Annotated in this window: 27 protein-coding genes and 1 pseudogene; 5 read left to right on the top strand and 23 right to left on the bottom strand. The window is 61.5% G+C overall.

The annotated features are described in order from the left end of the window. Positions 1 to 4: 4 nt before the first annotated feature. On the bottom strand, positions 5 to 1,015 hold the full coding sequence (locus tag ACVZUB_RS01690) for an alpha/beta hydrolase (protein ID WP_387386996.1): 1,011 nt from the start codon (positions 1,013 to 1,015) through the stop codon (positions 5 to 7). Positions 1,016 to 1,414: 399 nt separating this feature from the next. On the opposite strand from ACVZUB_RS01690, the gene ACVZUB_RS01685 reads away from it, so the two are divergent. The 4 genes from ACVZUB_RS01685 to ACVZUB_RS01670 all read left to right on the top strand — a co-directional run bounded on the left by ACVZUB_RS01685 (position 1,415) and on the right by ACVZUB_RS01670 (position 4,528). Next, a complete protein-coding gene (locus ACVZUB_RS01685; RefSeq protein WP_007731691.1) occupies positions 1,415 to 2,035 on the top strand; it encodes a LysE family translocator in 621 nt (206 codons plus the stop codon). Between the two features lie 25 nt (positions 2,036 to 2,060). Further along, the gene (locus ACVZUB_RS01680) at positions 2,061 to 2,465 is read left to right on the top strand and encodes a DUF4259 domain-containing protein (RefSeq protein ID WP_482628097.1); all 405 of its coding nucleotides are present in this window, start codon (positions 2,061 to 2,063) and stop codon (positions 2,463 to 2,465) included. Positions 2,466 to 2,625: 160 nt separating this feature from the next. Further along, complete coding sequence (locus tag ACVZUB_RS01675) at positions 2,626 to 3,834, top strand: aspartate transaminase (protein ID WP_064442982.1); 1,209 nt, start codon at positions 2,626 to 2,628, stop codon at positions 3,832 to 3,834. Between the two features lie 25 nt (positions 3,835 to 3,859). Continuing rightward, complete coding sequence (locus tag ACVZUB_RS01670; RefSeq protein ID WP_058038194.1) at positions 3,860 to 4,528, top strand: 4-carboxy-4-hydroxy-2-oxoadipate aldolase/oxaloacetate decarboxylase; 669 nt, start codon at positions 3,860 to 3,862, stop codon at positions 4,526 to 4,528. A gap of 59 nt (positions 4,529 to 4,587) precedes the next feature. Here the strand turns inward: ACVZUB_RS01670 and ACVZUB_RS01665 are convergent, their stop codons facing one another. The 6 genes from ACVZUB_RS01665 to ACVZUB_RS01640 form a co-directional block, all read right to left on the bottom strand. After that, the gene (locus ACVZUB_RS01665) at positions 4,588 to 5,631 is read right to left on the bottom strand and encodes an L-idonate 5-dehydrogenase (RefSeq protein ID WP_054827404.1); all 1,044 of its coding nucleotides are present in this window, start codon (positions 5,629 to 5,631) and stop codon (positions 4,588 to 4,590) included. Positions 5,632 to 5,642: 11 nt separating this feature from the next. Continuing rightward, complete coding sequence (locus ACVZUB_RS01660) at positions 5,643 to 6,398, bottom strand: SDR family oxidoreductase (RefSeq protein WP_007731698.1); 756 nt, start codon at positions 6,396 to 6,398, stop codon at positions 5,643 to 5,645. 95 nt (positions 6,399 to 6,493) lie between these two features. Next, positions 6,494 to 7,828, bottom strand: coding sequence for an MFS transporter (locus ACVZUB_RS01655; protein WP_047271513.1), 1,335 nt, complete (start codon positions 7,826 to 7,828; stop codon positions 6,494 to 6,496). After that, positions 7,825 to 8,898: a 5-oxoprolinase subunit C family protein gene (locus ACVZUB_RS01650; protein WP_007731701.1), complete on the bottom strand. Its 1,074-nt coding sequence runs from the start codon at positions 8,896 to 8,898 to the stop codon at positions 7,825 to 7,827. The genes ACVZUB_RS01655 and ACVZUB_RS01650 overlap by 4 nt, the downstream gene beginning before the upstream one ends. Next, on the bottom strand, positions 8,891 to 9,598 hold the full coding sequence (locus ACVZUB_RS01645; protein ID WP_172403470.1) for a 5-oxoprolinase subunit B family protein: 708 nt from the start codon (positions 9,596 to 9,598) through the stop codon (positions 8,891 to 8,893). The genes ACVZUB_RS01650 and ACVZUB_RS01645 overlap by 8 nt, the downstream gene beginning before the upstream one ends. Continuing rightward, entirely contained in the window at positions 9,595 to 10,398 is an 804-nt protein-coding gene (locus tag ACVZUB_RS01640) for a LamB/YcsF family protein (RefSeq protein ID WP_007731705.1), read from the bottom strand. Before ACVZUB_RS01640 ends, ACVZUB_RS01645 begins: the two co-directional genes overlap by 4 nt. 191 nt (positions 10,399 to 10,589) lie before the next feature. Here ACVZUB_RS01640 and nac point away from each other — a divergent pair, with 191 nt between their 5' ends. Then, the gene (gene nac / locus ACVZUB_RS01635; RefSeq protein ID WP_030535780.1) at positions 10,590 to 11,513 is read left to right on the top strand and encodes a nitrogen assimilation transcriptional regulator NAC; all 924 of its coding nucleotides are present in this window, start codon (positions 10,590 to 10,592) and stop codon (positions 11,511 to 11,513) included. Here nac and ACVZUB_RS01630 read toward each other — a convergent pair. From ACVZUB_RS01630 to ACVZUB_RS01555, 16 genes and pseudogenes are all read right to left on the bottom strand, one after another. Continuing rightward, on the bottom strand, positions 11,507 to 12,433 hold the full coding sequence (locus ACVZUB_RS01630; protein WP_482628096.1) for a D-isomer specific 2-hydroxyacid dehydrogenase family protein: 927 nt from the start codon (positions 12,431 to 12,433) through the stop codon (positions 11,507 to 11,509). The two genes, nac and ACVZUB_RS01630, sit on opposite strands and share 7 nt — an antisense overlap. 45 nt (positions 12,434 to 12,478) lie before the next feature. Next, entirely contained in the window at positions 12,479 to 13,261 is a 783-nt protein-coding gene (locus tag ACVZUB_RS01625; RefSeq protein ID WP_007731708.1) for an SDR family oxidoreductase, read from the bottom strand. Beyond that, positions 13,258 to 13,779 (bottom strand): gluconokinase, encoded by a 522-nt coding sequence (locus ACVZUB_RS01620; protein WP_333831244.1) that lies wholly within the window; start codon positions 13,777 to 13,779, stop codon positions 13,258 to 13,260. The genes ACVZUB_RS01625 and ACVZUB_RS01620 overlap by 4 nt, the downstream gene beginning before the upstream one ends. A gap of 104 nt (positions 13,780 to 13,883) precedes the next feature. Then, complete coding sequence (yut, locus tag ACVZUB_RS01615) at positions 13,884 to 14,927, bottom strand: urea transporter (protein ID WP_065455080.1); 1,044 nt, start codon at positions 14,925 to 14,927, stop codon at positions 13,884 to 13,886. A 34-nt stretch (positions 14,928 to 14,961) separates the two neighbouring features. Then, positions 14,962 to 15,909 carry an urease accessory protein UreD gene (locus tag ACVZUB_RS01610; protein ID WP_007731712.1) on the bottom strand — a complete coding sequence of 316 codons (948 nt, stop codon included), beginning with the start codon at positions 15,907 to 15,909 and terminating at the stop codon, positions 14,962 to 14,964. Next, positions 15,906 to 16,547: an urease accessory protein UreG gene (gene ureG, locus ACVZUB_RS01605; protein WP_482628095.1), complete on the bottom strand. Its 642-nt coding sequence runs from the start codon at positions 16,545 to 16,547 to the stop codon at positions 15,906 to 15,908. The genes ACVZUB_RS01610 and ureG overlap by 4 nt, the downstream gene beginning before the upstream one ends. A 10-nt stretch (positions 16,548 to 16,557) precedes the next feature. Further along, positions 16,558 to 17,271 (bottom strand): urease accessory protein UreF, encoded by a 714-nt coding sequence (locus ACVZUB_RS01600; protein WP_482628094.1) that lies wholly within the window; start codon positions 17,269 to 17,271, stop codon positions 16,558 to 16,560. Continuing rightward, a complete protein-coding gene (locus ACVZUB_RS01595; RefSeq protein ID WP_007731715.1) occupies positions 17,255 to 17,902 on the bottom strand; it encodes an urease accessory protein UreE in 648 nt (215 codons plus the stop codon). Before ACVZUB_RS01595 ends, ACVZUB_RS01600 begins: the two co-directional genes overlap by 17 nt. Before the next feature lie 9 nt (positions 17,903 to 17,911). Next, positions 17,912 to 19,630 carry an urease subunit alpha gene (locus ACVZUB_RS01590; protein WP_003943847.1) on the bottom strand — a complete coding sequence of 573 codons (1,719 nt, stop codon included), beginning with the start codon at positions 19,628 to 19,630 and terminating at the stop codon, positions 17,912 to 17,914. A 35-nt stretch (positions 19,631 to 19,665) separates the two neighbouring features. Next, the gene (locus tag ACVZUB_RS01585; RefSeq protein ID WP_003943812.1) at positions 19,666 to 20,103 is read right to left on the bottom strand and encodes an urease subunit beta; all 438 of its coding nucleotides are present in this window, start codon (positions 20,101 to 20,103) and stop codon (positions 19,666 to 19,668) included. A 29-nt stretch (positions 20,104 to 20,132) separates the two neighbouring features. Beyond that, the gene (locus ACVZUB_RS01580; RefSeq protein ID WP_007731718.1) at positions 20,133 to 20,435 is read right to left on the bottom strand and encodes an urease subunit gamma; all 303 of its coding nucleotides are present in this window, start codon (positions 20,433 to 20,435) and stop codon (positions 20,133 to 20,135) included. Between the two features lie 51 nt (positions 20,436 to 20,486). Continuing rightward, on the bottom strand, positions 20,487 to 22,166 hold the full coding sequence (gene amt / locus ACVZUB_RS01575; protein WP_228117877.1) for an ammonium transporter: 1,680 nt from the start codon (positions 22,164 to 22,166) through the stop codon (positions 20,487 to 20,489). 575 nt (positions 22,167 to 22,741) lie between these two features. Further along, on the bottom strand, positions 22,742 to 23,737 hold the full coding sequence (locus tag ACVZUB_RS01570) for a prenyltransferase/squalene oxidase repeat-containing protein (RefSeq protein WP_209448258.1): 996 nt from the start codon (positions 23,735 to 23,737) through the stop codon (positions 22,742 to 22,744). A gap of 92 nt (positions 23,738 to 23,829) precedes the next feature. After that, positions 23,830 to 24,069 (bottom strand): annotated as a pseudogene (locus ACVZUB_RS01565) (Imm52 family immunity protein); the annotation flags it as partial. A 330-nt stretch (positions 24,070 to 24,399) separates the two neighbouring features. Continuing rightward, the gene (locus ACVZUB_RS01560; protein ID WP_054781775.1) at positions 24,400 to 25,077 is read right to left on the bottom strand and encodes an SMI1/KNR4 family protein; all 678 of its coding nucleotides are present in this window, start codon (positions 25,075 to 25,077) and stop codon (positions 24,400 to 24,402) included. Between the two features lie 306 nt (positions 25,078 to 25,383). Further along, complete coding sequence (locus ACVZUB_RS01555; RefSeq protein WP_007731740.1) at positions 25,384 to 25,785, bottom strand: hypothetical protein; 402 nt, start codon at positions 25,783 to 25,785, stop codon at positions 25,384 to 25,386. Positions 25,786 to 25,984: the final 199 nt, after the last annotated feature.

Raw genomic sequence — 25,984 nt, 5'->3', positions numbered from 1 at the left:
CAGCTCACATTCCCAGCGCCGTCTTCACCGTCGGCCAGGAATCGTGAAGCGCGTCTTGCCAGTACGGCCACGAATGGGTGCCGTCGTTCCGATACGCGAATACTGCGGGAATCGACAACTCGCCCAACCTCGCTTCGAACAGTTGTGTGCACGTATTAGCGAGCGCCTCGAGCGGTCCGCCTTCGATGGCAGTCTGCAGTCCACTCGGGGTGAAGACGTTGTCGTATTCTCCGGGCGCACCTGTACCGGAGGACACGTAGATCGTCTTCCCTCGCAGCGTTTCCGCGTTGGTGGACGGGTCGTGCTTTTGCCAGTCGGGGTCCGACGCCGGACCCCACATGTTGGTGGCGTCGCCCGCCTTGCTGGCCACGGTGAGCCGCACGGAATCCTGCGAGGACGATTCGGAGTTGTCGAGACAGCCACTGTACGAGGCCAATCCGGTGTAGAGCTTCGGGTGATGTGTGATGAGGTTGGCCGCGCCGAGCGCACCCATGGACACCCCGCCGACCACGTTCGTCCCATTTCCGGAAAACGCAGAATCTATCAACGTCGGAAGTTCTTCTGCGAGAAACGATTCCCACTTGTTCACACCGAGGTTCGGATCGTCGTTCTTCCAGTTGGTGTAGAAACTGCCGGTGCCACCCACGGGGAGAACGACGTTGACGTTCTTGTCGGCGAAAAACGTTTCGATGTCGGTCTTCTGGGTCCAGGTGCTCTCGGAGTATCCGGATTCCGAACCGGCACTGACTCCGTCGAGTAGGTAGAAGGACGGACGTGAACCGGCGCTCGACGCTGGATGCAGAACCTGCACTTGTACCTCGCGTCGCATGGCCGGCGACTCGACGAACACGGCACTGCGTGTGGGCGACAACTGCTCTATGCGATTGATGTGAGCCCCGGCCTGAACGGCCGAATCTCCTGGTGGGTTTTCAGGTGCCGGTTCGGCATACGCCACTCCGCCCACGACAAGCGCGAGCACGACCAACACAATCCCGACAAACCCAAATCTCCGCATCCGTCAAGCGCCCCCTGAGCATCGCACGACTACCGCTGACCCTCGATTGGACAGGACGAACGTCCCGGGGTCAACCCACTGGTTGGGATTTATTACTCGCGGGTATCCAATGGAGTTGGACAGTTCTCCACCGATGCACACACAGGTGTGGATAACTTCATTCACATCCACTTCCCAGTTGTGCATAACCTGTGGACAAAAGGATGAATTACAACAGAGTTATTCCTCCTACCTGCAACGATTCGTTTCCCCACAGTGTGCACAACTTTGTCGAACAGGGCTCGCGAGACGCCGGTTTCCGGGCGTGTCCATGCAGTTCACACCGCCGCGCCACTCTTTGTTCACAGGCACGACACCACCGGCCGACAATGCTCCCCACCCCGACTTCATACTTGTTGCATGCTGACCGCTCTGCTCGCCGCCACAGCTGTGCTCGCCCTACTGACTCTGGTCCCCGGGCCCGACATGGCCGTCGTGACTCAGGCTGCTCTCGGCGCGGGCAGATCCGCCGGTTTCCGGGTAGCTGCCGGCATCGTCTCGGGCCTTCTGGTGTGGGGTCTGTTGACCGTCCTCGGGCTTTCGGCGATCCTCGCCGCGTCGGCGGAGGCGTACACCGTCGTCAAGCTCGCCGGCGCGGCTTACCTGATCTATCTCGGTGTGCGAGCACTGTGGGAGAGCCGGACGTCGCGGATGCAACACAATGCCGACGCTCCACGATCGCAGAAGGCCGGGACATGGAAGACGGGCTTCACCACCAACCTGCTCAACCCCAAGATCGCCGTCTTCTACACCGGACTGTTGCCGCAGTTGGTTCCGGCCGGGTGGCCGACGGGACCGTCGCTTGCATTGCTGGTGCTCATCCACGCAGCCATCACCATCGTGTGGCTCAGTGGCTACGTGGTCCTTCTCTCGCGAGCGCGTAGCACCTTCGAGAAGCCCCGAGTGCGACAGGCACTCGAGCGCATAACCGGAACAGTTCTTCTAGGATTCGGAGCGAAGATCGCGCTCGAAGCGCGCTGACACGGCAATCGGAAAAGAGTAGACAGTGGGCGCGTGGGGATCGGGACCGTTCGAGAACGACGGTGCAGGGGATTTGATCGCGTCCATCGGGCACGGTGATTTCACCTTCGAATCGGTGAAGTGGGCATTCGAAGACGACTACCTCGAGGTCGACGGCGGTCAAATCGCCGTCGCCTTGCTCGAATTGGTACTGATCGTGCGCGCCGATCACAAGCGCGACCCCGCCACCGAAGACCTCGATCTCGATTCCTTCACCGCGGCCCTGACCAGCGAACGGCTCACCTGGCTGATCGAAATGGTGGAGCGCACCATCGCATCGACCGATTCGGAACTGTTCGAGCTGTGGGACGAGCAGGGACCGGAAGAGCTTGCGTCGTGGCGAGTTCCCGTCGTGGACGGTCTCGAGGATCTGCGCGTTCTGTCGGTCTGATTCCGTCACCGCTCCATCACGTTTGCTTATCGGGCCACAACGGTTCGGTCTTGGTCAGATTCCCTGGTAGGACCCTATGGTCGAACGGATCACCGAGTGAGAACTGTGGCTCGTCGACGACGGGAATCCACGCTCACCCCGGACCCAGGAGCAGACCATCATGGCGACTTTCGTTCCGGCTGCGCGCGTCGACAGAATCAGGGAGTCGCCGAGTGTGGCTGCCGCACAACGAGTGCGCGAGCTGAAGGCCCAGGGCCGTGAAATACTCGACCTGACCGTCGGGGAGCCCGATTTCGACACACCCGACAACATCAAGTCTGCGGCGATCACTGCGATCAACACGGGTCAGACCAAGTACACCGCAGTCAACGGCATCCCGGCTCTACGCGAGGCAATCGCAGCACGCGCGGCTTCGCGAACCGGAATCCAGTACGCGGACAACCAGATCACCGTCGGCGGCGGCGCGAAACAGGTCATCTTCCTCGCTCTCATGGCGACGGTCGAAGCCGGCGTCGAGGTTATCGTTCCCGCCCCTTACTGGGTTTCGTACCCGGATATGGTCCTCGCTCACGACGGAACTCCGGTGATCGTTCAGTGCGAGGAGTCCGACAGCTTTCTTCTCACAGCCGAAGCACTATCCGCTGCAATCACTTCGAACACCAAGTGGGTCATCCTCAATGCCCCGGGCAACCCCACCGGATCTGTGTACACCCGCGAGCAGCTGCAGGCCCTCGCCGAAGTGATCGAGGCCAATCCCCATGTCAGTGTGTTGGTCGACGAGATCTACGACGAGATCAACTTCGGCGACGCTCCGATCCCGAGTCTGCTGCAGGTCGCTCCGCACCTCCGTGATCAGGTACTGGTCACCAACGGAGTCTCCAAGTCTCATGCCATGACCGGGTGGCGACTCGGATACGGACTCGGAAATTCCGGATTGATCGGCGCCGTCAACAAACTGCAGGGTCAGAGTTCTTCCTGCCCGTCCTCGATCAGCCAGGCCGCAGCCGTGGAAGCCCTTACCGGCGACCAGAGTTTCCTCACCGAATCCGTACGAAGTTACCGACGACGACGCGACCTCTCGGCTCACCTCCTCAGTGTTGTCCCCGGGCTCGAGCCCGTCGTGCCGCAGGGTGCGTTCTACCTGTTCGTCAACTGTGCCGGCTTGATCGGCAAGCAGACCCCGGATGGCACCGTGATCGAGTCCGACCAGGATCTCGTCCTCTATCTCCTCGACGAGGCGTCGGTTGCCACCATTCAGGGTTCGGCTTACGGCGCATCGCCGTACTTCCGTATCTCCTTCGCCACCTCCGAGGCCGTCCTCGAAAAGGCCGCGGCACAGATCGCCGCGGCAGTCGAACGCCTTTCCTGATCTTTCATACTTTCTGGAGTACAAGATGATTCACGTCAAGACGAAAATTGATCGCGCGGACAAGGACCTGATTGCCGAACTGGGGACGTTCTCCGCGGCCACGATTCACGAGGCACAGGGACGTAAGGGGTCGCTGCATCCGGCGATCAAACCGATCGACCGCGACATGAGGTTCTGCGGCTCCGCCTTCACAGTCAAGTGCCATCCCCGTGACAACCTCATGCTGCAGGTTGCGATCAGCTACGCACAGCCGGGTGACGTCCTGATCGTCTCTTCAGGTGATCAAGCCGCCGGCCAGTTCGGCGATGTCCTCGCCAATGCCTGTGTTGCGCGCGGCATTACCGCACTGGTCACCGACGGCGGAGTGCGCGATACCCGGGAGATCCGCGAACTCGGATTCCCCGTCTTCTCCAAGCACGTGTACATCGAGGGAACCGTCAAGGAATCTCTCGGCCCGATCAACCATCCCCTGGTCTTCGGAGAACAGGTCATTTATCCCGGTGACGTCGTCAAGGGTGACTGCGACGGCGTTGTCGTGGTCCGCCGCGAGGAGGTTGCCGAGGCAATCGAACTCTCGCGTGCCCGTGACGAAGCCGAAGCCGGGTATATCGAGCGTTACAAGCGGGGAGAGACCCCACTCGAGGTGAGCAATCTGACTGCTCTGCTGGAAGCCAAGGGCCTGGTGGTCGAATAACCTGCTGTGCGCCTTTATTAACCGCCCGCGGTTAATAAAGGCGCACAGGGTCGAAGGACTCAGAACCGCAACAGCACCTTCCCCGACACCGAAGCATCCTTGGCGACTGCGAAGGCTTCCAGAGCTTCCTCGACCGGATATTCGTGTGTGAGAACAGCATCGACAGCAAGCGAACCGTCGGCGAGGGCGAGCAGCACCTCGTCGATTTCGTCGTTGAAGCGGAATGAGCCCACCAACTCCAACTCTCGCGTGATCGCCAGCGAAATGTGTACCGGTTGAGGTCCGGACGGAAGAAGCCCGAGCATGACCACCCGTCCACCGCGCGTCGCCCCGCGAATAGCGGATTCGAGCCCGCGATGATTGCCGGTGCACTCGACGACCACGTCGGCATCGGATGCGGCGACTGCCTCGGCGTCGGTGGCCTCGAGAACCCGATCCGCACCGAGCGTCGACGCGATCTGCAGCGGAACGTCGTGCACGTCGACCGCGGTGATCGACTGCGCGCCTGCTCGTTTGAGCACAGCCACGACCAGTGCGCCGATGGGTCCGCAGCCGACGACCAGCGCCTTCTTCCCGCGTACGTCTCCCGCTCGCGAAACAGCGTGCCAGGCAACGCTTGCCGGTTCGGCTACCGACGCAGTCCGCAGGTCCAACCCCTCGGGCAGTTCCCGGAGCATGCGTGTCGGGAGCACTGCGTATTTCACGAAGGCGCCCTCGGTGTGTGGGTACTGCGCTGCACTTCCCAGGTATGTGCAGCAGGGCGAGAGGTTGGGCCGATCGCTCGGGAACCGAGGCGCGGTCCCACCGGGCGTTGCGGGGTGTACGGCCACGGAAGTTCCAACTGCCGGCCCCGTTCCGTCCGCCGCGGCCGTCACGACCGTGCCGACCACCTCGTGACCGAGCAGCATCGGCGCCTTCAGAATCGACTCCCCCGCCGCGCCGTGCGTCCAGTAGTGCAGATCTGATCCACACACACCGCCGTAAGCGATCTCGATCACTGCCTGCTCGGCGGTCGGCGCAGTCAACGCAACATGCTCGACCCGCAGGTCACCTGCCGCATGGGCCACCACTCCGAGCGTCGTTTCCGGTAGTACAAAACTCATGATGCGCTCTCTCAGTCGTTGCGACGGATGAAGTCGAGGCCACCGGGCACCTGGAAGGTGGGGAGCACCTCGATGAGACCAAGATTGACGTGACCAGGGGCGTCGATCGCGAACTCGATGGTATCCGCGATGTCCTTGGTAGTGATGGATTCGTAGCCTTCGTAGAAGGTCTCCCACGCTTCCTTCATGGCTTCGGGCGTGCCGCCGAGGTTGCGACCGAAGATCTCGGTCTCGACCCGGCCGGGGCAGATCTCGGTCACTCGAATCCGCTTGCCGATGCAGTCGTTTCGCAGCTGGCGCGAAATCTGGTGCACCGCAGCCTTGGTCGCGTGGTAGGCAGTGTGGCCGTAGAAGTTGTACAGGCCGGCGATGGAGCTGATGTTGACGACATGACCTAGATCGCGCTCCACCATTCCCGGCAGCAGAATGCGGCACAGGTGCAGCACCGCACGAAGATTCACGTCCACCATCGCGTCGACCGATGCTTCTTCGGCGTCGAGAATGTTTCCGGTTGCGGACACCCCCGCGTTGTTGACGAGGATGTCGATCTCCAGTCCGCCGACAGCTTCGGCGAGCGCGGCGGTGTCGGTGATGTCCACGGGCAGAGGGATCATTCCGGTGCGATCGGCAACCTCACCGAGCTTGTCGGCATTGCGGGCGACGCCGTAGACCGTCAGTCCGCGCTTGGTGAACATCTCGGTGACGGCGGCACCCATTCCGGTGTTGGCGCCGGTGACGAGAGCTGTGCGGTAATCGGAGAAAGGCATTGTGTGCTCCTACAGGAAGAAATTGGTATGACCCGGCGGCCGCCGCGGACTGCAGGCGGCCACCGGGCCGGATCAGGAGTGACTCACGCGAGAAGTCACAGAGTGTCGCGTAGCGGAACGTGGGCGCGATCGGTGATGGTGCTGACCGCGATCAGCGTGCCGATTGCAGTGATGACCGCGTAGAAGGCGGGAACGTAGATACCGAATTCGGGGATCAACCAGGTCATCAACAACGGTGCGGTACCACCGAAGAGTGCGGACGAGATGTTGTAACCCAAACCGTAGGCGGAGTAGCGAACCCGCGTGGGGAACAGTTCGACGATCAGGATGTGGATGACGGCTGTGTGCCCGGCGAAGATCACTGCCATGAGGCAGGCACCGAGAACGGCGAGGCCGACGTTGCCGGTCACGATCATGGCATAGCAGGGGATCGCTCCGATCGCCATTGCCGCAGCTGCACCGGCGATGACCTTCTTGCGACCGATCCGGTCGGAGAGAGCACCCATGAACGGAATCGCGAAGCAGATCGCGACCAGGCTGGATGCGGTGACGAGAAGCGCTGTCCCGGTCGAGAATCCGATCTGATCGCCTTTGAGGAACGTGGGCATGTACGAGAACAGAACGTAGTAGCCGGAACCATTCATCAAGGGGATGAACAGGGCGAGGATCATGGCGCGACGGTGTTCGGGAGTGGAGAATGCTTCCTTGAGCGGATTGCGCGACAAACCGCCGGATTCCTTGAGCCGCTCGAAGTTCGGGGTATCGGAGATCGCGCGGCGGATGTACCAGCCGATGATTCCCATCGGAATGGCCATGAGGAACGGGATGCGCCACGCCCACGATGCGAGTCCGCCGCCGTTGATCGCGTCGGCGTTGAGCCACGGCGACATGGCAAACGCGATCATCGTTCCGGTCAGCAGTGCGAGGAACGACGCGATCTGCGCGTAGCTCGTGATCAAGCCGCGCTTGCCTTCCGGGGCGTGTTCGGCGAGGAACGTCATGGCGCCGGCAGCTTCACCACCGACGGAGAATCCCTGCACGATCCGCAGAAAGATCAGCAGTGCCGGTGCCGCGATACCGATGGCCGCGTAGGTGGGCAGCAAGCCGATACCGGCGGTCGCCACGCTGATCAGCATGATGACGAACACCAACATCTTCTGTCGACCGATCCGGTCGCCGAGGATGCCGCAGACCACCGCGCCGAGGGGTCGAACGAAGAACGAGACCGCGTAGCCGGCGAACACCAGCATCAGCGCGTCGCTCGACTTTGATACGTCGAAGAACACGATGGCCAGTGCTGTCGCCATGAACGCGAAGACACCGTTGTCGTAGAGCTCGACGAAGATGCCGACGCAGCCCGCTGCGACGACTTTCCGGACCTTGCGCGGGTCGGCTACCTGGCCGTCTACCGCTTCGATGGTGTTGGTCATGCTGTCTCCAAAATAGACGCGCGGCGCGGAGCGCTCGCGGGGCGTGTGGTGCCGACGTGGCTCGGTACTCGGGCTTCCGAGGTGTGAAGAGGTATCCGGAGGGTGGTGAATACGTTCTCCACACGCCGCCTCAGCAAGGCGATGCGGTGCTGCTGTTCGCGGTGCTCTGCAACCGCCGTTGCGACGCTGCAGTTCCGGAATCGGACGCGGTGCCCGGGTCGGGCCTGTCCCAGCTGTGAGAGTGAAACGGTGGTGACGACTGCCAGCACCGGATAACCGGCGGTGACGCCTCTACCTCGATGCAGGACCAGAAGTTCGTTGCCAGCGGGTACTTCGACGGCACCGATGGGGACGCCGCGCGAGAGGACCTCGCCGGTGCCGGTGCGCTGTGGGAGCGGCTGCTCATCGGTAGATGCCAGCCGAAGCCCGATGTGATTGCTCTGATCGCCCACCACGAATTCGGTGCCGAACAGCGCGGCTGCACTCTCCCCGAAGTCGTCGATGTCGGGGCCGTCGGTCACGTCGAGCGTCCACACGTTGCCGAAGGACGGTCGGTCGGGCAACAACCGGAACAGCGGTAGCCGGAAGACCGGGTGGTCGATCGGCGGGCAGTCGGTGTCGACGACCAGCGTCTCCCCCGCGGTCAAGTGACGGCCGAATCCGAGGACCTGGTCGGGAGCGCAGCTGCCCAGGAGGTAGTCGGCCGTCAGCTCTCCGTGGACGGCGACGTAGACGCGCAATCCGTCGTGGATTCCGGTGACGGCAAGCCGCTGACCGGCTCGCCAGACGATCGGTTCCCACTGCGGTTGCCGATGTCCGTCCACCGTCACCGTTGCGGGTGCACCCGTGACGGCGATCAGCAGATCCGTGGACGCCGACGCTGAAAAGTCGAGGGCCGTCAACTCCAGTAGCGGGGCCTCGCGCCTACTACCCACCAACGCGTTGGCGATCTCCGCGCTGATCTGGTCGGCTGCGCCGCCCGTCGCCTGACCGAACTGTGACGCCGATCCACGCCCCAAATCCTGGACGGAGCTGATTCCGGGAGTCAGGACGGTGACGGTCTCAGCCATGGGGATCACCCCCTACGGGCAGGAGCGAGCGTCCGTCGAAGTCGTCCCAGCGATCGGCGTCGATCGCACGGAAGACGAACAGATCGCCCGGGCGGTAGGCAGAAATCTGCTCCGACGCCGGATCGACCAAGATGAGCGGGGTCCGGCCGATCACTGCCCAACCGCCGGGCGCAGGCCTGGCCGAAACGACTGCCTGACGTCCGGCCACCGCAACGGAACCGGCCGCGACGTGCGGTCGCGGGCTCGATCGGCGCGGGATGGGAAGGCCGAACGCCGGGCCGTCGAGCATCGGGGCGCCGCCGGGTGAGCCGTAGCAACGCATGACCAACGGGGCTGCGGAGTGAAGGCGCACCACTTCGGCTTCGGTGACGCCGAGAAACCGCGCTGTATCACCCAGGTCCGGGCCGTGTTCGCCCCCGTAGACGACGGGGATCTCGAACGTCCTAGGTTCACCTTCCAGCGGTCGGGGGATAGTCGTTGCTTCGCGAACCAGGCCGCGGACGGCGTCGTGGTCGGTGAGGAGGTTGTCGAACTCGACCAGCAGGGCGTCGTATGTCGGGATGACGCTGACGATGCCGTCGGCACCGAGATCGAAACGTGCAGCGATCGATCGAACGGTGTTCCAGTTCTGCTCGGCGGTCCCGCCGCTGACACTGACGCGAACGGCGGCGTCACCGCAGTCGGCGACGTAGGTCTTCACGCGGAACACCCGACATCACGGGCCCGCCGTGACGCCACGACCCGGGTCAGCGGCGCAATGGTGACACCGGCGGCCTCGAGCGCGGCGCGAATCGCCTTCGCGTTCGCGACGGCACCGGGGTTGTCACCGTGCACGAGGACCGTATCGGCGACAACCGGGATCAACGTGCCGTCCACAGCTTCGACGACTTCCTCGACCACCATCCGAACGGTCCGCTCGACCAGAACGTCGACGTCGTGAATCACCGCTCCCGGCTCGCTGCGGGGCACGAGAGTTCCGTCGGAGTTGTATGCGCGATCCGCGATTCCGACGATGCCGACGCTCAATCCGCGGGCAGTCGCCTCGTCGGCCAACGCCCCGTCCTGGGCGAGCACGATCAACGACGGATCGAAGGCCGCGACCGCATCGACGACGGCGCGCGCGTAATCCTGGCGTACGGCAACAAGATTCCCGAGCTTGCCGTGGGGAGCGATGTGCGACAACGACGTTCCGCTCGCGACCGCAAAGGCGTGAAGGGCGCCGAGTTGGAACAGCACGTCGGTTCGGACCTCGTTCTCACTGAGATCCATCGCGCGACGTCCGAATCCGGCGAGGTCCGGAAAACTCGGATGCGCGCCGATGCCGATACCGCGCGATACGCACCCCCGCACGGTCGCATCCATGGTTCGTGGATCGCCTGCATGGAATCCGCAAGCGATGTTGGCCGAAGTCAGCGTGTCGAGCAGAGCATCGTCGGCGCCCATGGTCCACGTGCCGAAACCTTCGCCGAGATCGGCGACAAGATCGATGCTGGTTGCCATTTCGGTCCTTCCGGTTCGTTTACTTGTTCGTACGGGCGCCGTTGCCCGTGGTTGGTCCGACTGTCGAAGTTCTGTGTGTCGACTTCGGTGTTTCTGGGACGCTACTCAGGAACGCCAAAGGGTTGTTAATACCGTTTCGCGTTGGGGTGATCGGAATTCGATATGTCCGTTGAGCTGGTAGTTTGCACAGCATGGACACGAGAAGGCTCTACTCGTTCGTACGAATTGTCGATGCCGGCAGCATCACCCGAGCCGCCGACATCCTGCACATCGCACAACCCGCCCTGAGCCAACAGATGACGTCGCTGGAAACGCAGTTCGGTCAGCAACTTCTGATCCGCAGCAAACAGGGTGTCGAGCCGACCGATGCGGGGCACGCACTCTATCGGCATGCTCAGGTGATTCTGCGTCAGGTGGAGAGTGCCCAGGCCGAGGTGTCCGTGGTCGGACGGGCGCTGGCGGGTGGCGTCTCGGTCGGCCTCGCCCCGTACAGCACCGCGACGGCAATCGCCTTGCCGCTCTTGGCCCGTGTGCGCGAGCAGCACCCGAATATCTTGTTGCACATCAACGAGAACTTCGGTGGCGTGCTCAGCGAAGCGATGATGACCGGTCGCATGGATCTGGCGTTGTTGTACGACGCCGGCCCGATCAAGGGTGTGACGTTCGAACGCTTGCTCACCGAGGAGCTGGTGGTGGTTGCGCCGTTCGGTACCGGACTGGCAGGCGAATCGGGATCCGACATCTCCCTGCCCGAGATCGCCGAACTGCCACTATTGCTTCCGGGTCGGATGCACACCATCCGCAAGGTGGTGGAGCAGGCTTTCGACCGTGCAGAGCAGCAACCGAACGTCGTGGCCGAAGTGGAATCGGTGATGACGCTGTCCGAGGCCGTACGCACCGGATTGGGCGCGACGGTTCTGCCGTGGTCGGTGGCCCGCAGGGTCATGGACGTCGAAGCGCTCGAGCTACGACGCATCGAGCCGGGCATCGAAGTGCATGTCTCCCTTGGCACCCCGGCCAATCAGCCCCTCTCCAAACCGGCCGAGGCGGTGCGCGATGTTCTGCGCACCGTCGTTGCCGATTACGTGAAGGGAACCAACGCGAGCGGTCAGTAGCCCGCCGACGGATCGATCACGGCGGCGAGGTCCTCACCTGCGGCGAATCGGGCGACGTTGGCTGCAACGTGATCTGCCAGGACGCGGGTGAGCGTCGTAGCCGGGTTGGCGACGTGTGGAGTGATGATCGCGTTGGGCAGCTTCCACAACCGATGCCCGTCCGGCAACGGCTCGGGATCGGTGACGTCCAGTGCCGCCCCGCCGATCGAACCGGCTTCCAGTGCGTCGACCAATGCGTCCGTGTCGACGAGGGTGCCACGCGCGATGTTCACGATCCAGCTCGACTCCGACATCTGGTCCAGTTCGGCCTTGCCGACCAGATGCCGCGTCGCGGATGTCGACGGTGCTGCGATCACGAAGTGATCTGCCTTGGACCAGATTTCGCCGGTGCGGTCGGCCGAGAGCGTTTCGGAAGCACCCTCGACAGGGGTCCCGGAGCGGGTGATCGCGATGACCTTGACTTTGGACGCGGCGAGGTACGGGATCAACGCACGGCCGATTCCGCCGCAACCGATGATCGCCACTGTCGAGCCCTGCAAAGTGCCCACCCGCGGGTCGAACTCTTCCTTGCGCCACGACTGCGCCGCCAATTGTTCGGGGAGAGAACGAACTCCGGCGAGGAGAAGCATCATCGTATGTTCGGCAACATTGCCCGCGTACGCTCCGGCAGCAGACGTCCAGACCCGCTTGTCGTCGATCACCCCGGCGTCGAACCAGGGCTCGATGCCGGCGAACGGCAACTGCACCCAGCGAACCGAATCGGGTAGCGACGACGGGAACGTCTCCGGCCCGTGTACCCACACGACGCCCTCGGCGTCTGCCAGTGGAGCGAAAACTCCACCGGCTCGGCGTATTCCGTCGGCGACGTGAGGATCCTCGACGGGACCGAGGTGGATGCGAGGGGCGCTGGCGTCTGTCATGTGGGTGCTTTCTGTTCGAGTAGCGGACGATCTAACAGCGGACAATCAGACGACGGCCGTCATTCCGCCGTCGACGTAGAGGATCTGACCGTTGACGAAATCCGAAGCCGGGGAGGCCAAGAACAGTAGCGACCCGATCAGCTCCTCGGTACGGCCCCAACGTCCGGCGGGTGTCCGCTTGGCAAGCCACGCGGTGAACTCCGGATCGTTGACCAGCGCAGAGGTCAGTTCGGTGTCGAAGTATCCCGGTGCGATCGCGTTGATCTGCAAACCGAAGGGTGCCCAGTCGGCGCACATTCCGCGGGTGAGCATCTTGAGCCCGCCCTTGCTGGCCGCGTACGGTGCGATTCCCGCTCGGCCGAGCTCGCTCTGCACCGAGCAGATGTTGACGATCTTCCCGTGTCCGCGCTCGACCATGCCGCGGGCGAATTCACGTCCGACGTAGAACGCACTGGTCAGGTTGGTGTCCATGACACGCCGGAAGTCGTCGTCGCCGAACTCGAGAAGCGGGGCGCGGTGCTGCACGCCGGTGTTGTTGACAACGATCTCGACCGGGCCGACCTCCGCCTCGATGCGTGTCGCCGCATCCCGGACGGCGGCCGAATCGGTGACGTCGAACGCGTATGCGTGCACCGTTGCGCCGGTCGCGTCGGCGATGCGTCGACGCTCGGCTTCGAGCACGTCGGAATTTCGGCTGTTGAGCACCACCACCGCACCCGCCTCGGCGAGACCAGTCGCGAGGGCCGAGCCGATGCCTCGGCTCGAACCCGTCACCAGCGCGACCTTCCCGGAAATGTCGAACGGGCCGGGGCTTGCGGTGCTACTCACGCTGTGACGCTCCTCTGAGATGTATGGATGTAGTCGACTGCCTCGCCCACCAGTGTGCTCGGTTCGGAGACGACATTCAGCGTGATGCCGCGCTCGTCGTCTGTAAGCGGTTCGAGAGCCTCGAACTGGGAGATGAGCAGACTCTCCGGCATGAAGTGCCCGGCGCGGAAACGCATACGTGCGGAGATAGTCTCGAAATCACCGGCCAGGTGGACGAACTGCACGTCGAGACCGTCCGGGCGCAACCGGTCCCGATAGTCCTTCCGCAGAGCCGAACAGGCAACGACGCCTGTTCGTCCCGCATCGGCACGCCCGGACAACCAGGCCGCGATCGCGTCGAGCCACGGCACGCGATCTTCGTCGGTCAACGGTGTCCCCGAACGCATCTTGGCGACATTGGACTCGGGATGCAGATCGTCACCGTCGACGAAGTCTGCTCCGAGAGACGTGGCGAGACCCACTGCCACGGTGCTCTTTCCCGCACCGGCCACACCCATCACAACTACCTGCACGGTCATGCTTCGACCATGCCCGACTACCGGAGGCCAGACAATACTCGAGCGATACCGGTTCGCGAGGGTGCCATAGCGGAACGATCTAGGAACTTCTGCGCGTTCGAGCCCTATCCGTTCGCCTTTGCGATCGAATCCTTGCCCTCGGCCGCTCCGCCCTCGATGGTGTCGTGCTGGATGGGAACGAACTTCTTCTTCGGCAGCAGGAACAGCCACGTCGCGAAGACGAACGGGCCCGTTCCGGCCGGCAGGCTGATCGGAGCAAAGGCAGACACCAGCGTGCCGTGGATGACAACAGTCACCAGTACTCCGAAGACGGTGTAGACGAACACACGCCACGACGGGTTGTAGAACACCGATCCGAGAGCAATTGCCGTCAGCACCGAACTGAGCCCGTAGAGACCATTGCCGATGTCGACGGTGTTTGCGCCCAGCGCCAGTACCGAACCCATCGCTATCGCGGAACCGATGAGCGCGAACAACGCCGCCCAACGCGACGCGACCAGCAGCGCGATCACGAAGATAATGCCGGTGACGGTGTTGTTGATCAGAAAGATCTGGGAGACGTTGCGGAACAGCGTGTCCCACAGGAAGCTGAAAGTGATGTCGGCATGAACTGACGCGTCCCCGATGTGCTGGGGAAACTGACCCGCGCTGAGGTCTGACGTTTCGATCCGCAGGAACTGGAACGCCGCAAGAAGGAAGAACCAGTTGACGAGGTTGAACGGAAAGGTCAGCGCCGGTACGCCCCACGTCTTGAAGACATTGGCAACGGCCAGGAACGCGATCGTCGACGCGGCAGCTCCCACCACGAGGTAGATCCACAGCATCACACCGCCGGCAAGGAACGTCGGAAAGGCAGCTCCCACAAGAACTCCGTTGTATCCGTACAGGCCGATACGCATCGAATCGTCGTCGGAGTGCAGCATCATGCCGGTGACGGTGGATACCACCAGACCCACCACGGCACCAATTGCGACGGTGATCGTGTCCGCGGCTATCGCTCCCCAGAAGATACCGACCAGAAACAGCAGGCCCGTCAGCGCATTGCCCTGGAACATCACCTGCCCGGAGCCTTTGAGATTGGTGTCGATGAATCTGAGCACGACGTTCTTGTCCGCGACGTCGTCCCAGGGTTTGGTGATGGTGGTCATCGCACGTCCCTCGATCCTTCTCCGACGATCCGCGTCATCCCCACAGCGGGACGGGCGGAATGGTGGTGTCCAGAACTGCCTTTCGCACCAGAGCCCAGAAATCACGAACCTTCGCCTTGACGGGTTCGCTCTCCGGACCGAGGACTTTGAAGATGAGACCGGCGTCGTTCGGTAGCCGACTCGCTCCGGAAACGACCTTGCCGTCACGGCCCGGAACTACCTCTTCGAGAATCGCGTCGGCGTGCTCCTTCGGTGTCAGCAGGATGACATTGCCGAACACGTCGTGGTCGCCCATGATTCCGCCGTATCGCACGGGGAAGCGTGCCGGTTCGATCACCAATTTCTCGGTGAAGAGGTTCTTCCCGTCCGGACGCTCCGCCTTGATCATTGTGGAGTACAGGTCGTAGACGAACATCTCTCCGCCGTCGTGGTACTTGCGACCCGACATCACGATCTCCGAGAACAACAGCGTTGCAGTCGGATCCACCGTGATGTCGGTGCGCGCGTAGTACCTCGCGTTGCGGTGTGGGATCGTCACCCCGGGCATCAGTTCGAGATACGAATTCTCCGCGAGCACCACTTTCTGGAGTTGCGACGCGTGATTGGCATCCATCCGGTGAACCTTGGTGGCCGACTGAGTGGTCACGTGCGCGAGGGAACCCGGTTCCATCTCGATGGTCAGGAACAGTCGATCGCCTTGCAACACACTGCCGGACGTCGAGATCATGTAGACGCACGGCATGGTCGGCAACGCTTCGTCCCAGTACAGCGCCTGCTGAACGAGCAGCGGTGTCTTGCGGTACATGTCCCGCAGAATCGTCTTGTCGCCACGGTCGACAAATCGCATCTCGAGAACGCCGGTCTTCCCGACCTTGCCGGCCGGGGCCTGCTTCGGCTGGTCCTGGTACTGGTCGAGTTCCGGGATGGTCGGGATCGGCCCCGGGAGCGACCGCGATGCTCCCGGGACGGACGTTGCGCTCACGGTGCGCTCGCTCCCACTTCCTCTTCGTCGAAGAGGACTCCGTGCACGATGAGGTCCACCACTTCCTTGATGCCTTCCCCGGTCATGCAATTGGTGAAGACGAACGGCTTGTCGCCGCGCATCCCCTTGGAGTCGCGATCCATGACTCCGAGATCGGCGTTGACGTACGGTGCGAGATCGGTCTTGTTGATGACCAGGATGTCGGACTGCGAGATTCCCGGACCGTTCTTGCGCGGAATCTTGTCGCCTGCGGCTACGTCGATGACGTAGATGAAGTAGTCGACCAGAGCTGGACTGAACGTCAGTGTGAGGTTGTCGCCACCACTTTCGATGAACACCACGTCGGTGTCCGGGAACGTTTTCTCCATGTCCTCGACCGCCGCGAGATTCATACTCGGGTCTTCGCGGACGGCGGTGTGTGGGCAGGCTCCCGTCTCCACGCCGACGATACGTTCCTCCACGAGAACACCTTTGAGAGCCTTGCGCACATGCTTGGCATCTTCGGTGGTGACCACGTCATTGGTGATGATCAGAACGCTGGTGCCCCGCTTGATGAACTCCGGCGTGATCGCCTCGATGAGTGCGGTCTTACCCGAACCCACGGGTCCGCCGATTCCGATGCGCGTTGTCTTCTTCATCGTTCTCCTTCTAGTTCATGAACATTCGGACGTGCGCCTTGACGTGAACCGCAGCCAGAATGTCGATCATCGGGGCGAAATTGGACATGTCGTCGAGTCCGTAGTCACGCACTGCGGCGTACTCATGGCCGGCAGTCTGATTGACCTCGAACAGAATCTCTTGCGTCGCGAGGTGATCGACTCGGACGATACGAAGGGCAGCGCCGAGCAACGTCATCGCGACACCGTACTGATTGACCGTGAAAGCGTCCTCTTCCGGAGAACCCATCTCCGCGAAAGCAATTCCGAGGCCGACGGGGTAGGTACCCGGTGTCTCCCCCGATGCGATCGCGGCCAACCACTTGTTGAACAGGGTCTCACCGGCCAAGCGCCCGCCGAGTTCGGCCAACTTCTTACCCATGCGGGTACTCATCGTGCGTGCTTCTTCGTTGAGTTTGCGTTCGATCACTGCATGATCAGCGGCGAGGATCGCCGAGAATTCACCGGCTGCCGCACCCCGGTGCGCTGCGAGTACGGCGATACCGTCGCACGTCGCGCCCTGATGGGCGGCCGAGAGCACAAACTCCCGCAGCGACGGACCACCCGTGACAATTCCTTGCGCCACGGCCGATTCCAAACCGTTGGAGAACGAGAAGGAACCGACCGGGAACATGGAATCGGAAAACTGCATCATCCGCATCGCGCGGTTGATGCTGAGCCCGGATCCCTCAGACGAGAGGGTCATGGGTATGCCCCTCGCCCTCACGCGCGGCCGCACCGAACAAACGGCGTGCCTCGTGTGGAGCGATGTAGGGAATGACCTCGGCGCCCGGGATGAAGGTGTACTCGATGCCCTCGAAAGCATGTGTCCGCATCACCGAGCCCATGACCGCCTTGTCGACGGTCAACGGAACGTAGACCTTCATTCCCTTCACCACCGCAGGCCAGTGCTGGTTACCCACGGCATGTCCCAACTCCAGGCACGTCTGAATCATCTTCTCGGGCGTGACGTCGACCAGCGCGCTCAGGTCGATCTCCAACACGTCCTTGAGGTTGATCCTGGCCACGACCACGGTGTTCGCCGGCTCGTCCCACAGCAGAATGTCGCCGTCCTGCAACTGAATACCACGATCAAGCGAGACGGCCAATTCACGGCCACCGATCGTGGTGCGTCGTAACCGACTCTTCTGCGCTTCCCACTGATCGAGCGACAAGACGTCGACTACCGCATTGTCGAGTCGACCGGCCCACTCCTCGTCGGTCTCCTTCCCGAGCAGCGCGTCGACTCGCGTCGGCTTTCCGCTCGGCGCGGTCATCTCGCCGTGCGTGTGTGGCGTCGCATCGGCACCGTGCGTGTGTGTGATTGTTCCCGACACTGGAGACCCCTAACTGAAGAAGTAAAGTTGGTTCAAGCGAATGGATTCGGCGGGTTCGACGTACGCATGGACACCGTCCGCAGTCACCGCGAAGGTCTCCGGGTCCACCTTGATTTCCGGAGTAGCCGAGTTACGAACCAGATCACGCTTGGTGACCGTCCTCGTGCCCTCGACGGCGACAACCTGACGTTCGAGACCGAGTCGATCCTTGATGCCGTCGTCGAGCGCCGCTCGCGAGACGAACGAGACCGAACTCTGCGGCAACGCCTTGCCGAATCCACCGAACATCGGCCGGTAGATCACCGGTTGTGGTGTCGGGAGCGACGCATTCGGATCTCCCATGGCGTGCCAGCTGATCAACCCGTTCTTGATGATCGTCTTCGGCTTCGCGCCGAAGAATGCGGGCTCCCAGAGAACAAGATCCGCCATCTTCCCGACACCGATCGACCCGACCACATGCGAAAGACCGAACGTCAACGCTGGATTGATCGTGACCTTCGCGACGTAGCGCAACACGCGAAAGTTGTCGTGCGTCGGTGAATCCTCGGGCAGCTTTCCGCGGGACCGCTTCATGCAGTCCGCTGTTTGGATCGCGCGTAGCCAGTTTTCTCCAACCCGGCCCATCGCCTGTGAGTCACTCGAGAACATCGAGATGACGCCCATGTCCTGCAGTACGTTCTCGGCACCGATCGTCTCGGCGCGAACGCGGGACTCGGCAAACGAAACATCCGAGGGCACTTTGGGATTGAGGTTGTGACAGACCATGATCATGTCGAAGAGTTCGGCCTGAGTGTTGATGCCGTATGGCAACGTCGGATTGGTCGACGCCGGAAGTACGTTGTCCTCGCCCGTCACCCGCAGAATGTCGGGTGCGTGACCGCCACCCGCGCCCTCGCTGTGATAGGTGTGAATGGTACGGCCTTCGAAGGCCGCGATGGTGTCCTCGACGTATCCGGCCTCGTTGAGTGTGTCCGTGTGAATGGCGACCTGAACGTCCATTTCGTCTGCCACCCGCAGAGACTCACGAATTGTGGCCGGTGTCGCGCCCCAGTCCTCGTGGACCTTCAGACCGGCCGCACCGGCCTTGATCTGTTCGACCAGCGACTGATGCCCGGACGAGTTCCCCTTGCCCAACATGCAGACGTTGACCGGCAAACCCTCGTTGGCCTTGAGCATCATCTCCATGTTCCAGATACCGGAAGTGATGGTGGTGCCGTTCGTTCCGTCGGTCGGGCCGATGCCACCACCGATCAGCGTCGTCACTCCCCCACTGAGTGCGTGGTACGCCTGCTGTGGTGACACGAGGTGCACGTGCGGATCGATGCCGGCGGCAGTGAGGATCATCTGCTCACCGGAAATCGCGTCGGTCGCCGGACCGGTGGTCAGCCCCGGGGTGACGCCTTCCATCGTGCTGGAGTTTCCCGCCTTACCCCAGCCGACGATCTTGCCGTCCTTGATTCCCACGTCTGCCTTGACGACGCCGATGGTTGCATCGACGATGACCACGTTGGTGATCACGAGGTCGAGGGCACCGTCGATGCTGCACGACTCCGGATCCTGGCCCATGCCGTCGCGCAGCGTCTTGCCGCCGCCGTAGATCGACTCGTCGCCGATCGTTCGAAGATCTTCCTCGACCTCGATGTACAGATCGGTATTACCCAGCCTGATCTGGTCACCCGTGGTGACCCCGAACAGACCCGAATACTCTTGTCTCGAAATGCTTGTCATGGGTGTTGCTCTCCTTCGTCCGCCGTGAACGAGAATCAGTCGGTTTGAGGTTCGGACAGGAAGCCGAGTTCTTCGGCACGCTGGACGGCTCCGGGGAGCCTCGGCCGGTAGGCGGCGTGGGTCGGCGCCCAACCGTCGACAAGTCCGTTGAAGCCTTGCACTCGTTGCTTGCCGCCGAACGGCACCAACGTCACTTCCTTCTCGTCGCCCGGCTCGAACCTGACCGCCGTGCCCGCGGGAATGTCGAGGCGCCAGCCGAAGGACTGTTCACGATCGAAGGACAACGCGCGATTGACTTCCATGAAGTGGTAGTGCGAACCCACCTGGATGGGACGGTCACCGGTGTTTCGGACTCGCAACTTCAAACGTGGACGGCCCTCGTTGAGTTCGATCGGCTCGTCCCGCAACACGTATCCGCCGACCGGTACTTTCTTCTCGCCGCCGGAATCCTTCTTCGTCGATTTGCTTGCCATCTTGGAGTGCTCCTGACATCTCGGTCGGGCTACTGGATCGGAGAGTGCACGGTGACGAGCCGGCTACCGTCGAGGAACACCGCCTCGACCTGCACACGTGGAATCATCTCCGCCACACCGTCCATCACGTCGTCGACCGTCAAGGCGTGCGATGCGTCGGCCATGACCTCCTCGAGAGTCTTGCCCTCCCGAGCTCCCTCCAGGGCGGCTGCAGTGATAACTGCGACGGACTCCGGGTGATTGAGCTTGAGCCCCTTTGCCTTTCGCCTCAGTGCGACATCCGCCAACATGAGGATTGTCAGCTTGTCGAGTTCTCGCGGTGTCAGATGCATTCTGAACGCTCCTTGTCGATCATGCGGTAACTCCCTGTCGTCGAATACATGTCAGCTCCCCTGTTCCGTCGCTTCGGTGAGAGGTTCGGCCGCTTGCTGGACGAAACCGCTCCTCCTGCCGCCCGAGTACTCGTTGATCGCGTCCAGAACTGCCTGGGCATGTTCCGAGGCGACCAGCACCTCGACACGCAACCGCTCGGTGAACACGACGTCGTTGCGTTGTCCGCGGAACTTGAGCGAGGCCGAGTCACTCGCGGAGACATGCGCTTCCGATACGACTATCGACTCCGCTCCGGCAGCCAGCAGCGCCTCCCGTAGCTTCTCGGACTCGATGGTCTGCAATACCGCGGTGATGAGTTCGTGCTTCGGGGCGCCGAGGTTCGGAACGAGTTTTGCCCCCTCGACCAGGACCCCCGAGTCGAACCCGCTGGTCTGCGGCGCACCACCCGCGTCCACGAATGCGGCGTTGTAGCGGTATGCGTCCATGCCTTGCTGACGACGGTCGATGTCCACCTGGTCTTTCGGGGCCAGCTTGAGACCGATGGTCTTCTCGATGCCCGTGGCGATCAGCCAGGTCACCACGAACGAGAAAGCGATGACGACGATCAACGCCAGCGCCTGCTCGCCGAGTAGTCCTGCCCCGCCGCCGAAGAAGAGTCCGTCGCGGCCGATCGAATTGATGGCTTTTTCGCCGAACAAACCGAGAAGGAGTGAACCGAGGATGCCGCCGATGAAGTGGACCGCGATGACGTCGAGCGCGTCGTCGAACTTGAAGATCGACTTGAGCGCGAGCGCGAAGTGGCAGACCAGTCCGGCAAGCGCGCCGATCGCCAACGCGGAGAAGGTGCTGACGAAGCCGGCGCAAGGGGTGACGGTCGCGAGACCGGCTACCGCGCCGGTGATTCCGCCGATCGCCGTGGCCTTGCCCTCGGTGTACCTTTCGATGACGAGCCAGACGACCATACCGCCCGCTGCGGCGATGTGAGTGTTCATCAAGGCTTGTGCCGCAACACCATCGGCGGCCAATCCGTCGCCTGCGTTGAATCCGAACCAGCCGAACCACAGTATGCCTGCGCCGATCAACGCCAGAGGCACCGAGTGCGGGACTGCCTCGGCGTTGGGCCATCCCGGACGTTTACCGACCACCAGCAAGATTGCCAGGGCGGCGGCGCCGGCGGATGCGTGGACGACAATTCCGCCGGCCCAGTCCTGAGCTCCGCGGAGCGCCAACCAGCCTTCGGGATTGAAGAGCCAGTGCGCAATCGGGGGGTAGACGATGATCGACCACAGCACGAGCAGAACGGCCCAGCCCAAGGGCTTGAGCCGGTTTGCGGTCGCACCGGTGATCAGCGCAGGCGTGATGATCGCGAACATCATCTGATAGACCACGAACGCCAGAGTCGGTACCGCGACTGCACCTTCGATCAGGTGGAAGCCCGGGGCGGCGGCAGTGTGTATGTCCTGCAAGCCGAACAATTTGAGGTCACCGAGGAAGCCGGAACCCCAGTCTCCACTGAACGCGAAGCTGTATCCGAACACGACCCAGGTAATCGAGACGAGTCCGAGTGGGACGAGGTTCTGCTGCAACATGACGAGCGCACTGCTACCACGCACCAGACCGGCGTAGAAGAAGGCGAGTCCGGGAACCATGAAGAGAACCAGACCCGCGGAGATCAGCACCCACGCCGTGTCCCCACTGTCTATCACTGCTTCGGCTAACACCATTTCCATCGACATCGACGACCTCCGAGCATTATTCGGACCTGAACAAAGTCATTGGTTAGAGCAGCAATTCGCGATGTTCCGGTTCGCTGCGACAGTTACGCTACGCCCCATAGTTGCACCTTCTCAGCAAAATCGGGGGAACATCCGGTTTTCACGTTTAGTAGAGCATTGTTCTGGGAAAAGATGGGACTTTGCCTAAACATTGCGGACGCTCCACAACCTACAATTGCGAGACTAAATCTCGCCGAAAGTGGTTTAAGTCCTGCAAAATGGGGAACTTAGCCGCAGGTGAGCGCCACTTTCGGAGCAGAAATGCCGTTTCCAGCTCGGGACTTAGCTCCCTAACCAAGACAATCGCGAGCACCTTATGCGATTACCAACGTCGGTGACCCGCCTATCCAATCGGGTAGGTAATTTCACCGAACATCTTCTCACCTGTTCAGATGATTAACCTTCACCGCACTGAGGGCAATCCTGTCGTTAATATGTTCTTCATCCGTACTGGATATTTCGACCGGAAAGTCGAAGATCACCTTTCGATAACCTTTAAAGGTGAAATAATTTTCGCTGTAACTATTTTGTTATGCAGAACCTAGAGGGGAGGATTGATCCCACCAGGCGAGCACTCGGATGCCGGACAAAGTCAGCCACTTCGACGGCTCCCCCGCCTTTGTGTCGACCTCGAACCACACCCGCCCCGGTTGGCGACCGGCCTGGAGCCACGTCCCATCCGAGGCTCGAGCGGCCCGGATCATCTCGATCGCGTCCGCCATTCGCGGATCAGGCTCATTTCCATCCGACAACGACGCTTCGCGGAAGTAGTCGGCTGCGTTGAGCACGTTGTAACGCCACCGGAACGGGTACGCGAACCGGCCGATCCAGTCCCCCACCGGTTCCCCGGTCGAGAGTCTCCGGAACAGACCGCGCTGCAGCAAGAATTCCTCACCGGATCGTCGAGCCGCGCGCGTCTCAATTGTTCCCCCGGTCGCGATCTCGTACGCGAGAAGCCCTTTGAGTGAATTGAGGGTCGAATGGAACGACGATCGGGTCGAACCTTCGATCCACTCGCAGTTCCAACCACCATCCGGAAGTTGATGCCGCACAAACCAATCAGCCAGTTCATCAACGCGCATGTCGAGCCACACACCGTTTGCCACCGTCCAGGCGTTGATGCAGCAATCGACCTCACCGTCCCAGTACGGCCGGCCCTCGTACTCCCAGCGACAGTTCTCCGCGAGCAGTTCTGCGGTACGACGCTCCCGCAGAACACTGGCGTCGAGGCCCCACTCCCGCAATGAGTTGAGCGTCCAGGTTGTTGCCGTCCAGGGTTGCGAACTTTGTTCTGCTGCTTCGGGTCCCGCAAAGTCGAATTCAGCCGGGAAGAACGCCCCACCCGCCCATTGGCCGTCTCGGTCCTGCAATGAAAGCAGGCGTGCACCAAATCCTTCGGTGGCGATCGACGCGCGCGTCGCCGCCCACACAGTGGGCGCTTCGTTCACCAGGTCGCGCTCCACCTGCCACCGAATCGCTGGATCCGAATCGAGGAGCCACGCGAGCAAGTCGATTCGGGATGCCATCTGGCAATACTATCGAAAGGCGAAGCAGGCCATCCGGTTAACACATTTCTCGCCGTCTGATGCAATGGTGAACTCCGGACCCGTTGCGTGGCCTACACCGGATAACCCAACGCCGCCCGCACCGCCACGATGTCGGCGGCAGCGACCTCCATTGGCTTGTCCCCCAACCGAACCAACGTGCCAATGGGCAGTTCCTCCACCACCGCAGATTGGGGGAGTTTGCTGCGATCGAACGTAACTCCTGAATGGAAGTATGTTTCCCATCCCACCTCCACCTCACCTTTCGACCGATTCTGAAGGTGCCGGTAGTCGCCGATGCTCCACCGAGCCCGAACTGCCCACGATCGCGTCGCCGGGTACGTTGCGCTGAGGCGATGATTCGGTCCGGTGGTAGAGCACGGTGACACGAGAGGCCCAGATATCGGCCTGCCCCCGTACGACCCTTAACGCCAGCGCAATCAGCGATTCGTCGGCAATGGTGCAGGAAAACGAGTCGATGCGTGAGGTACCCCCGAAACCGATCATGACCTCGAGATCCCTTTTGGTCAGACAAATTGATCATCTGCTCTTTGGAGACTGGATCCGAGGCACGTGCCACGTGGGGCAAGACCGCACACAAATTGCTTAGACTGTCTCCAGTCTGGCTATCCAAGGCGCAGGCTCTAGGCACCGAGTCCGACGTTGGTCCAGATATCAAGGTAAGTGGAGTAATCGACCAGTTCAGGGGGTTCCGTCAATGACCACACAACACCCCTTGTCGATTCCTCACCAAAGTACAAGCAAAGATAACCGCCGCCGCCCGATCTGAATGTCGCGATGCAACGAGCCGGATCTGGGTACTCTTCAGGGGACAGCCCGTCCAGAATAGACCATTCAAAGCTGTCAATTCGAAACATATCTTCAAGAGGCAGTGGCCCGACAGTCTTACCGGCAATATAGTACCAACCGTTGTGCAAATTTGAATAGAAATTCTTTAGACTGGAGGGGAATTTATTCCAATACCCTGAAAGTTCATCACCATCCACTACCGGTGGCGTACCCAAATAGTAGAGATCGGTCCCGTCTGCCATTTTAATTTTATATAGAAGAAAGAACCTATTTTCAGACCTGAGCAACCGCACATCAGATAGATTATCTTTAATGTTTCTGTAAGTGTCGCCCAATATCGGTCGCCCAAATACGTCCCATTGGTCCAATATCCCAGAAATTCGAGCTGCAACGTCACCATTTAGTGCATCCAACCAATAATTCGGAAGCGCCATACGTTCAAGTGGTGTCAAGTCGTCAATCTCCGCAAGCACGGGCGAGTCGACACACCGCGAAATCTTGACCAGATCCACTACTGAACTCCATTCAATATATTAGATATCATTAACTATCCAGACGAGGCGGATGCTCGAAAAATGGGATGAGCTGCAGGGACTAGGGGAAGAGGACTACCGCTCGCGATGGCGCTGACAGCTACTGAATTGGGCTGCGCGAAGAGCAGCTTCGAGCCATCGATCATCCTGGTTACTGTACAGCTTACGCAGACCGGGCAGGTGTACGCCGCCATGTGGAAAGTACTGTTTCCCACGGCATCTCACTACAAGCTGTTCGGGTACGCGCGAGGGTGGTATCAAGGACAAAGCGCTCTACGCGCCGGCTCAGGTGTTGACCTGATTTCCGTCAGAATCGGTATCTCGTGCTTGGCGGTCAGTGTCTTTGTAGTGCAATTTGTCGTACCTGTTTACCGGAGGTGCATCCTTCTGCTCGCGGTAGAGCGCCCGTGTCAGCCAAGCACCGAAAACATCGTTGAATCCGGTGGGATGCCTTCGCGTGAGGAAGGGGGTCCACCACCACGCCACGAACACAGCAGCGAAACCGCACAAGAGGACAGGTCCGAGAATCGACCGCTGTGGAGCGGTGAGCCAAGCGAAAACGATGGTAAGGATCGACGAACTCCAGTAAATCGTTCTCGCATGACTGCGGTACATCACGTAGGGCGTAGATACGATCAACGCCACAGCCCCTGCAGCAATCGCACAAATCGCATAAAAGGTGGTCATGGTGCCGGTTCCGCTTGAGGAACGGTGTGTCGTCGGTATATGGAACTCTTCGGGAGAAAACGCAAAACGAGGACCGCCGCAGTGCCCGCGACAGCGCCGATCCGGGTGGTCGAATTGTCAGTCACGAGGAACACCATCCCACTCGCAGCCGTCAACGAAACGGCCAAGGTTATCGCGCCCCGCATCGGATTGCCTGCTG

Source organism: Rhodococcus sp. OS5 (assembly GCF_056837585.1).
Note: the sequence above shows the minus strand (reverse complement) of the source record. Positions and strands in the feature narration are given on the sequence as shown.

Coding starts and splice junctions, on each gene's coding strand:
- ACVZUB_RS01690 (WP_387386996.1), bottom strand. CDS start 1,015: ATGCGGAGATTTGGGTTTGTCGGGATTGTGTTGGTCGTGCTCGCGCTT.
- ACVZUB_RS01685 (WP_007731691.1), top strand. CDS start 1,415: ATGCTGACCGCTCTGCTCGCCGCCACAGCTGTGCTCGCCCTACTGACT.
- ACVZUB_RS01675 (WP_064442982.1), top strand. CDS start 2,626: ATGGCGACTTTCGTTCCGGCTGCGCGCGTCGACAGAATCAGGGAGTCG.
- ACVZUB_RS01670 (WP_058038194.1), top strand. CDS start 3,860: ATGATTCACGTCAAGACGAAAATTGATCGCGCGGACAAGGACCTGATT.
- ACVZUB_RS01665 (WP_054827404.1), bottom strand. CDS start 5,631: ATGAGTTTTGTACTACCGGAAACGACGCTCGGAGTGGTGGCCCATGCG.
- ACVZUB_RS01660 (WP_007731698.1), bottom strand. CDS start 6,398: ATGCCTTTCTCCGATTACCGCACAGCTCTCGTCACCGGCGCCAACACC.
- ACVZUB_RS01655 (WP_047271513.1), bottom strand. CDS start 7,828: ATGACCAACACCATCGAAGCGGTAGACGGCCAGGTAGCCGACCCGCGC.
- ACVZUB_RS01650 (WP_007731701.1), bottom strand. CDS start 8,898: ATGGCTGAGACCGTCACCGTCCTGACTCCCGGAATCAGCTCCGTCCAG.
- ACVZUB_RS01640 (WP_007731705.1), bottom strand. CDS start 10,398: ATGGCAACCAGCATCGATCTTGTCGCCGATCTCGGCGAAGGTTTCGGC.
- nac (WP_030535780.1), top strand. CDS start 10,590: ATGGACACGAGAAGGCTCTACTCGTTCGTACGAATTGTCGATGCCGGC.
- ACVZUB_RS01630 (WP_482628096.1), bottom strand. CDS start 12,433: ATGACAGACGCCAGCGCCCCTCGCATCCACCTCGGTCCCGTCGAGGAT.
- ACVZUB_RS01620 (WP_333831244.1), bottom strand. CDS start 13,779: ATGACCGTGCAGGTAGTTGTGATGGGTGTGGCCGGTGCGGGAAAGAGC.
- yut (WP_065455080.1), bottom strand. CDS start 14,927: ATGACCACCATCACCAAACCCTGGGACGACGTCGCGGACAAGAACGTC.
- ureG (WP_482628095.1), bottom strand. CDS start 16,547: ATGAAGAAGACAACGCGCATCGGAATCGGCGGACCCGTGGGTTCGGGT.
- ACVZUB_RS01600 (WP_482628094.1), bottom strand. CDS start 17,271: ATGACCCTCTCGTCTGAGGGATCCGGGCTCAGCATCAACCGCGCGATG.
- ACVZUB_RS01590 (WP_003943847.1), bottom strand. CDS start 19,630: ATGACAAGCATTTCGAGACAAGAGTATTCGGGTCTGTTCGGGGTCACC.
- ACVZUB_RS01585 (WP_003943812.1), bottom strand. CDS start 20,103: ATGGCAAGCAAATCGACGAAGAAGGATTCCGGCGGCGAGAAGAAAGTA.
- ACVZUB_RS01580 (WP_007731718.1), bottom strand. CDS start 20,435: ATGCATCTGACACCGCGAGAACTCGACAAGCTGACAATCCTCATGTTG.
- amt (WP_228117877.1), bottom strand. CDS start 22,166: ATGGAAATGGTGTTAGCCGAAGCAGTGATAGACAGTGGGGACACGGCG.
- ACVZUB_RS01570 (WP_209448258.1), bottom strand. CDS start 23,737: ATGGCATCCCGAATCGACTTGCTCGCGTGGCTCCTCGATTCGGATCCA.
- ACVZUB_RS01555 (WP_007731740.1), bottom strand. CDS start 25,785: ATGACCACCTTTTATGCGATTTGTGCGATTGCTGCAGGGGCTGTGGCG.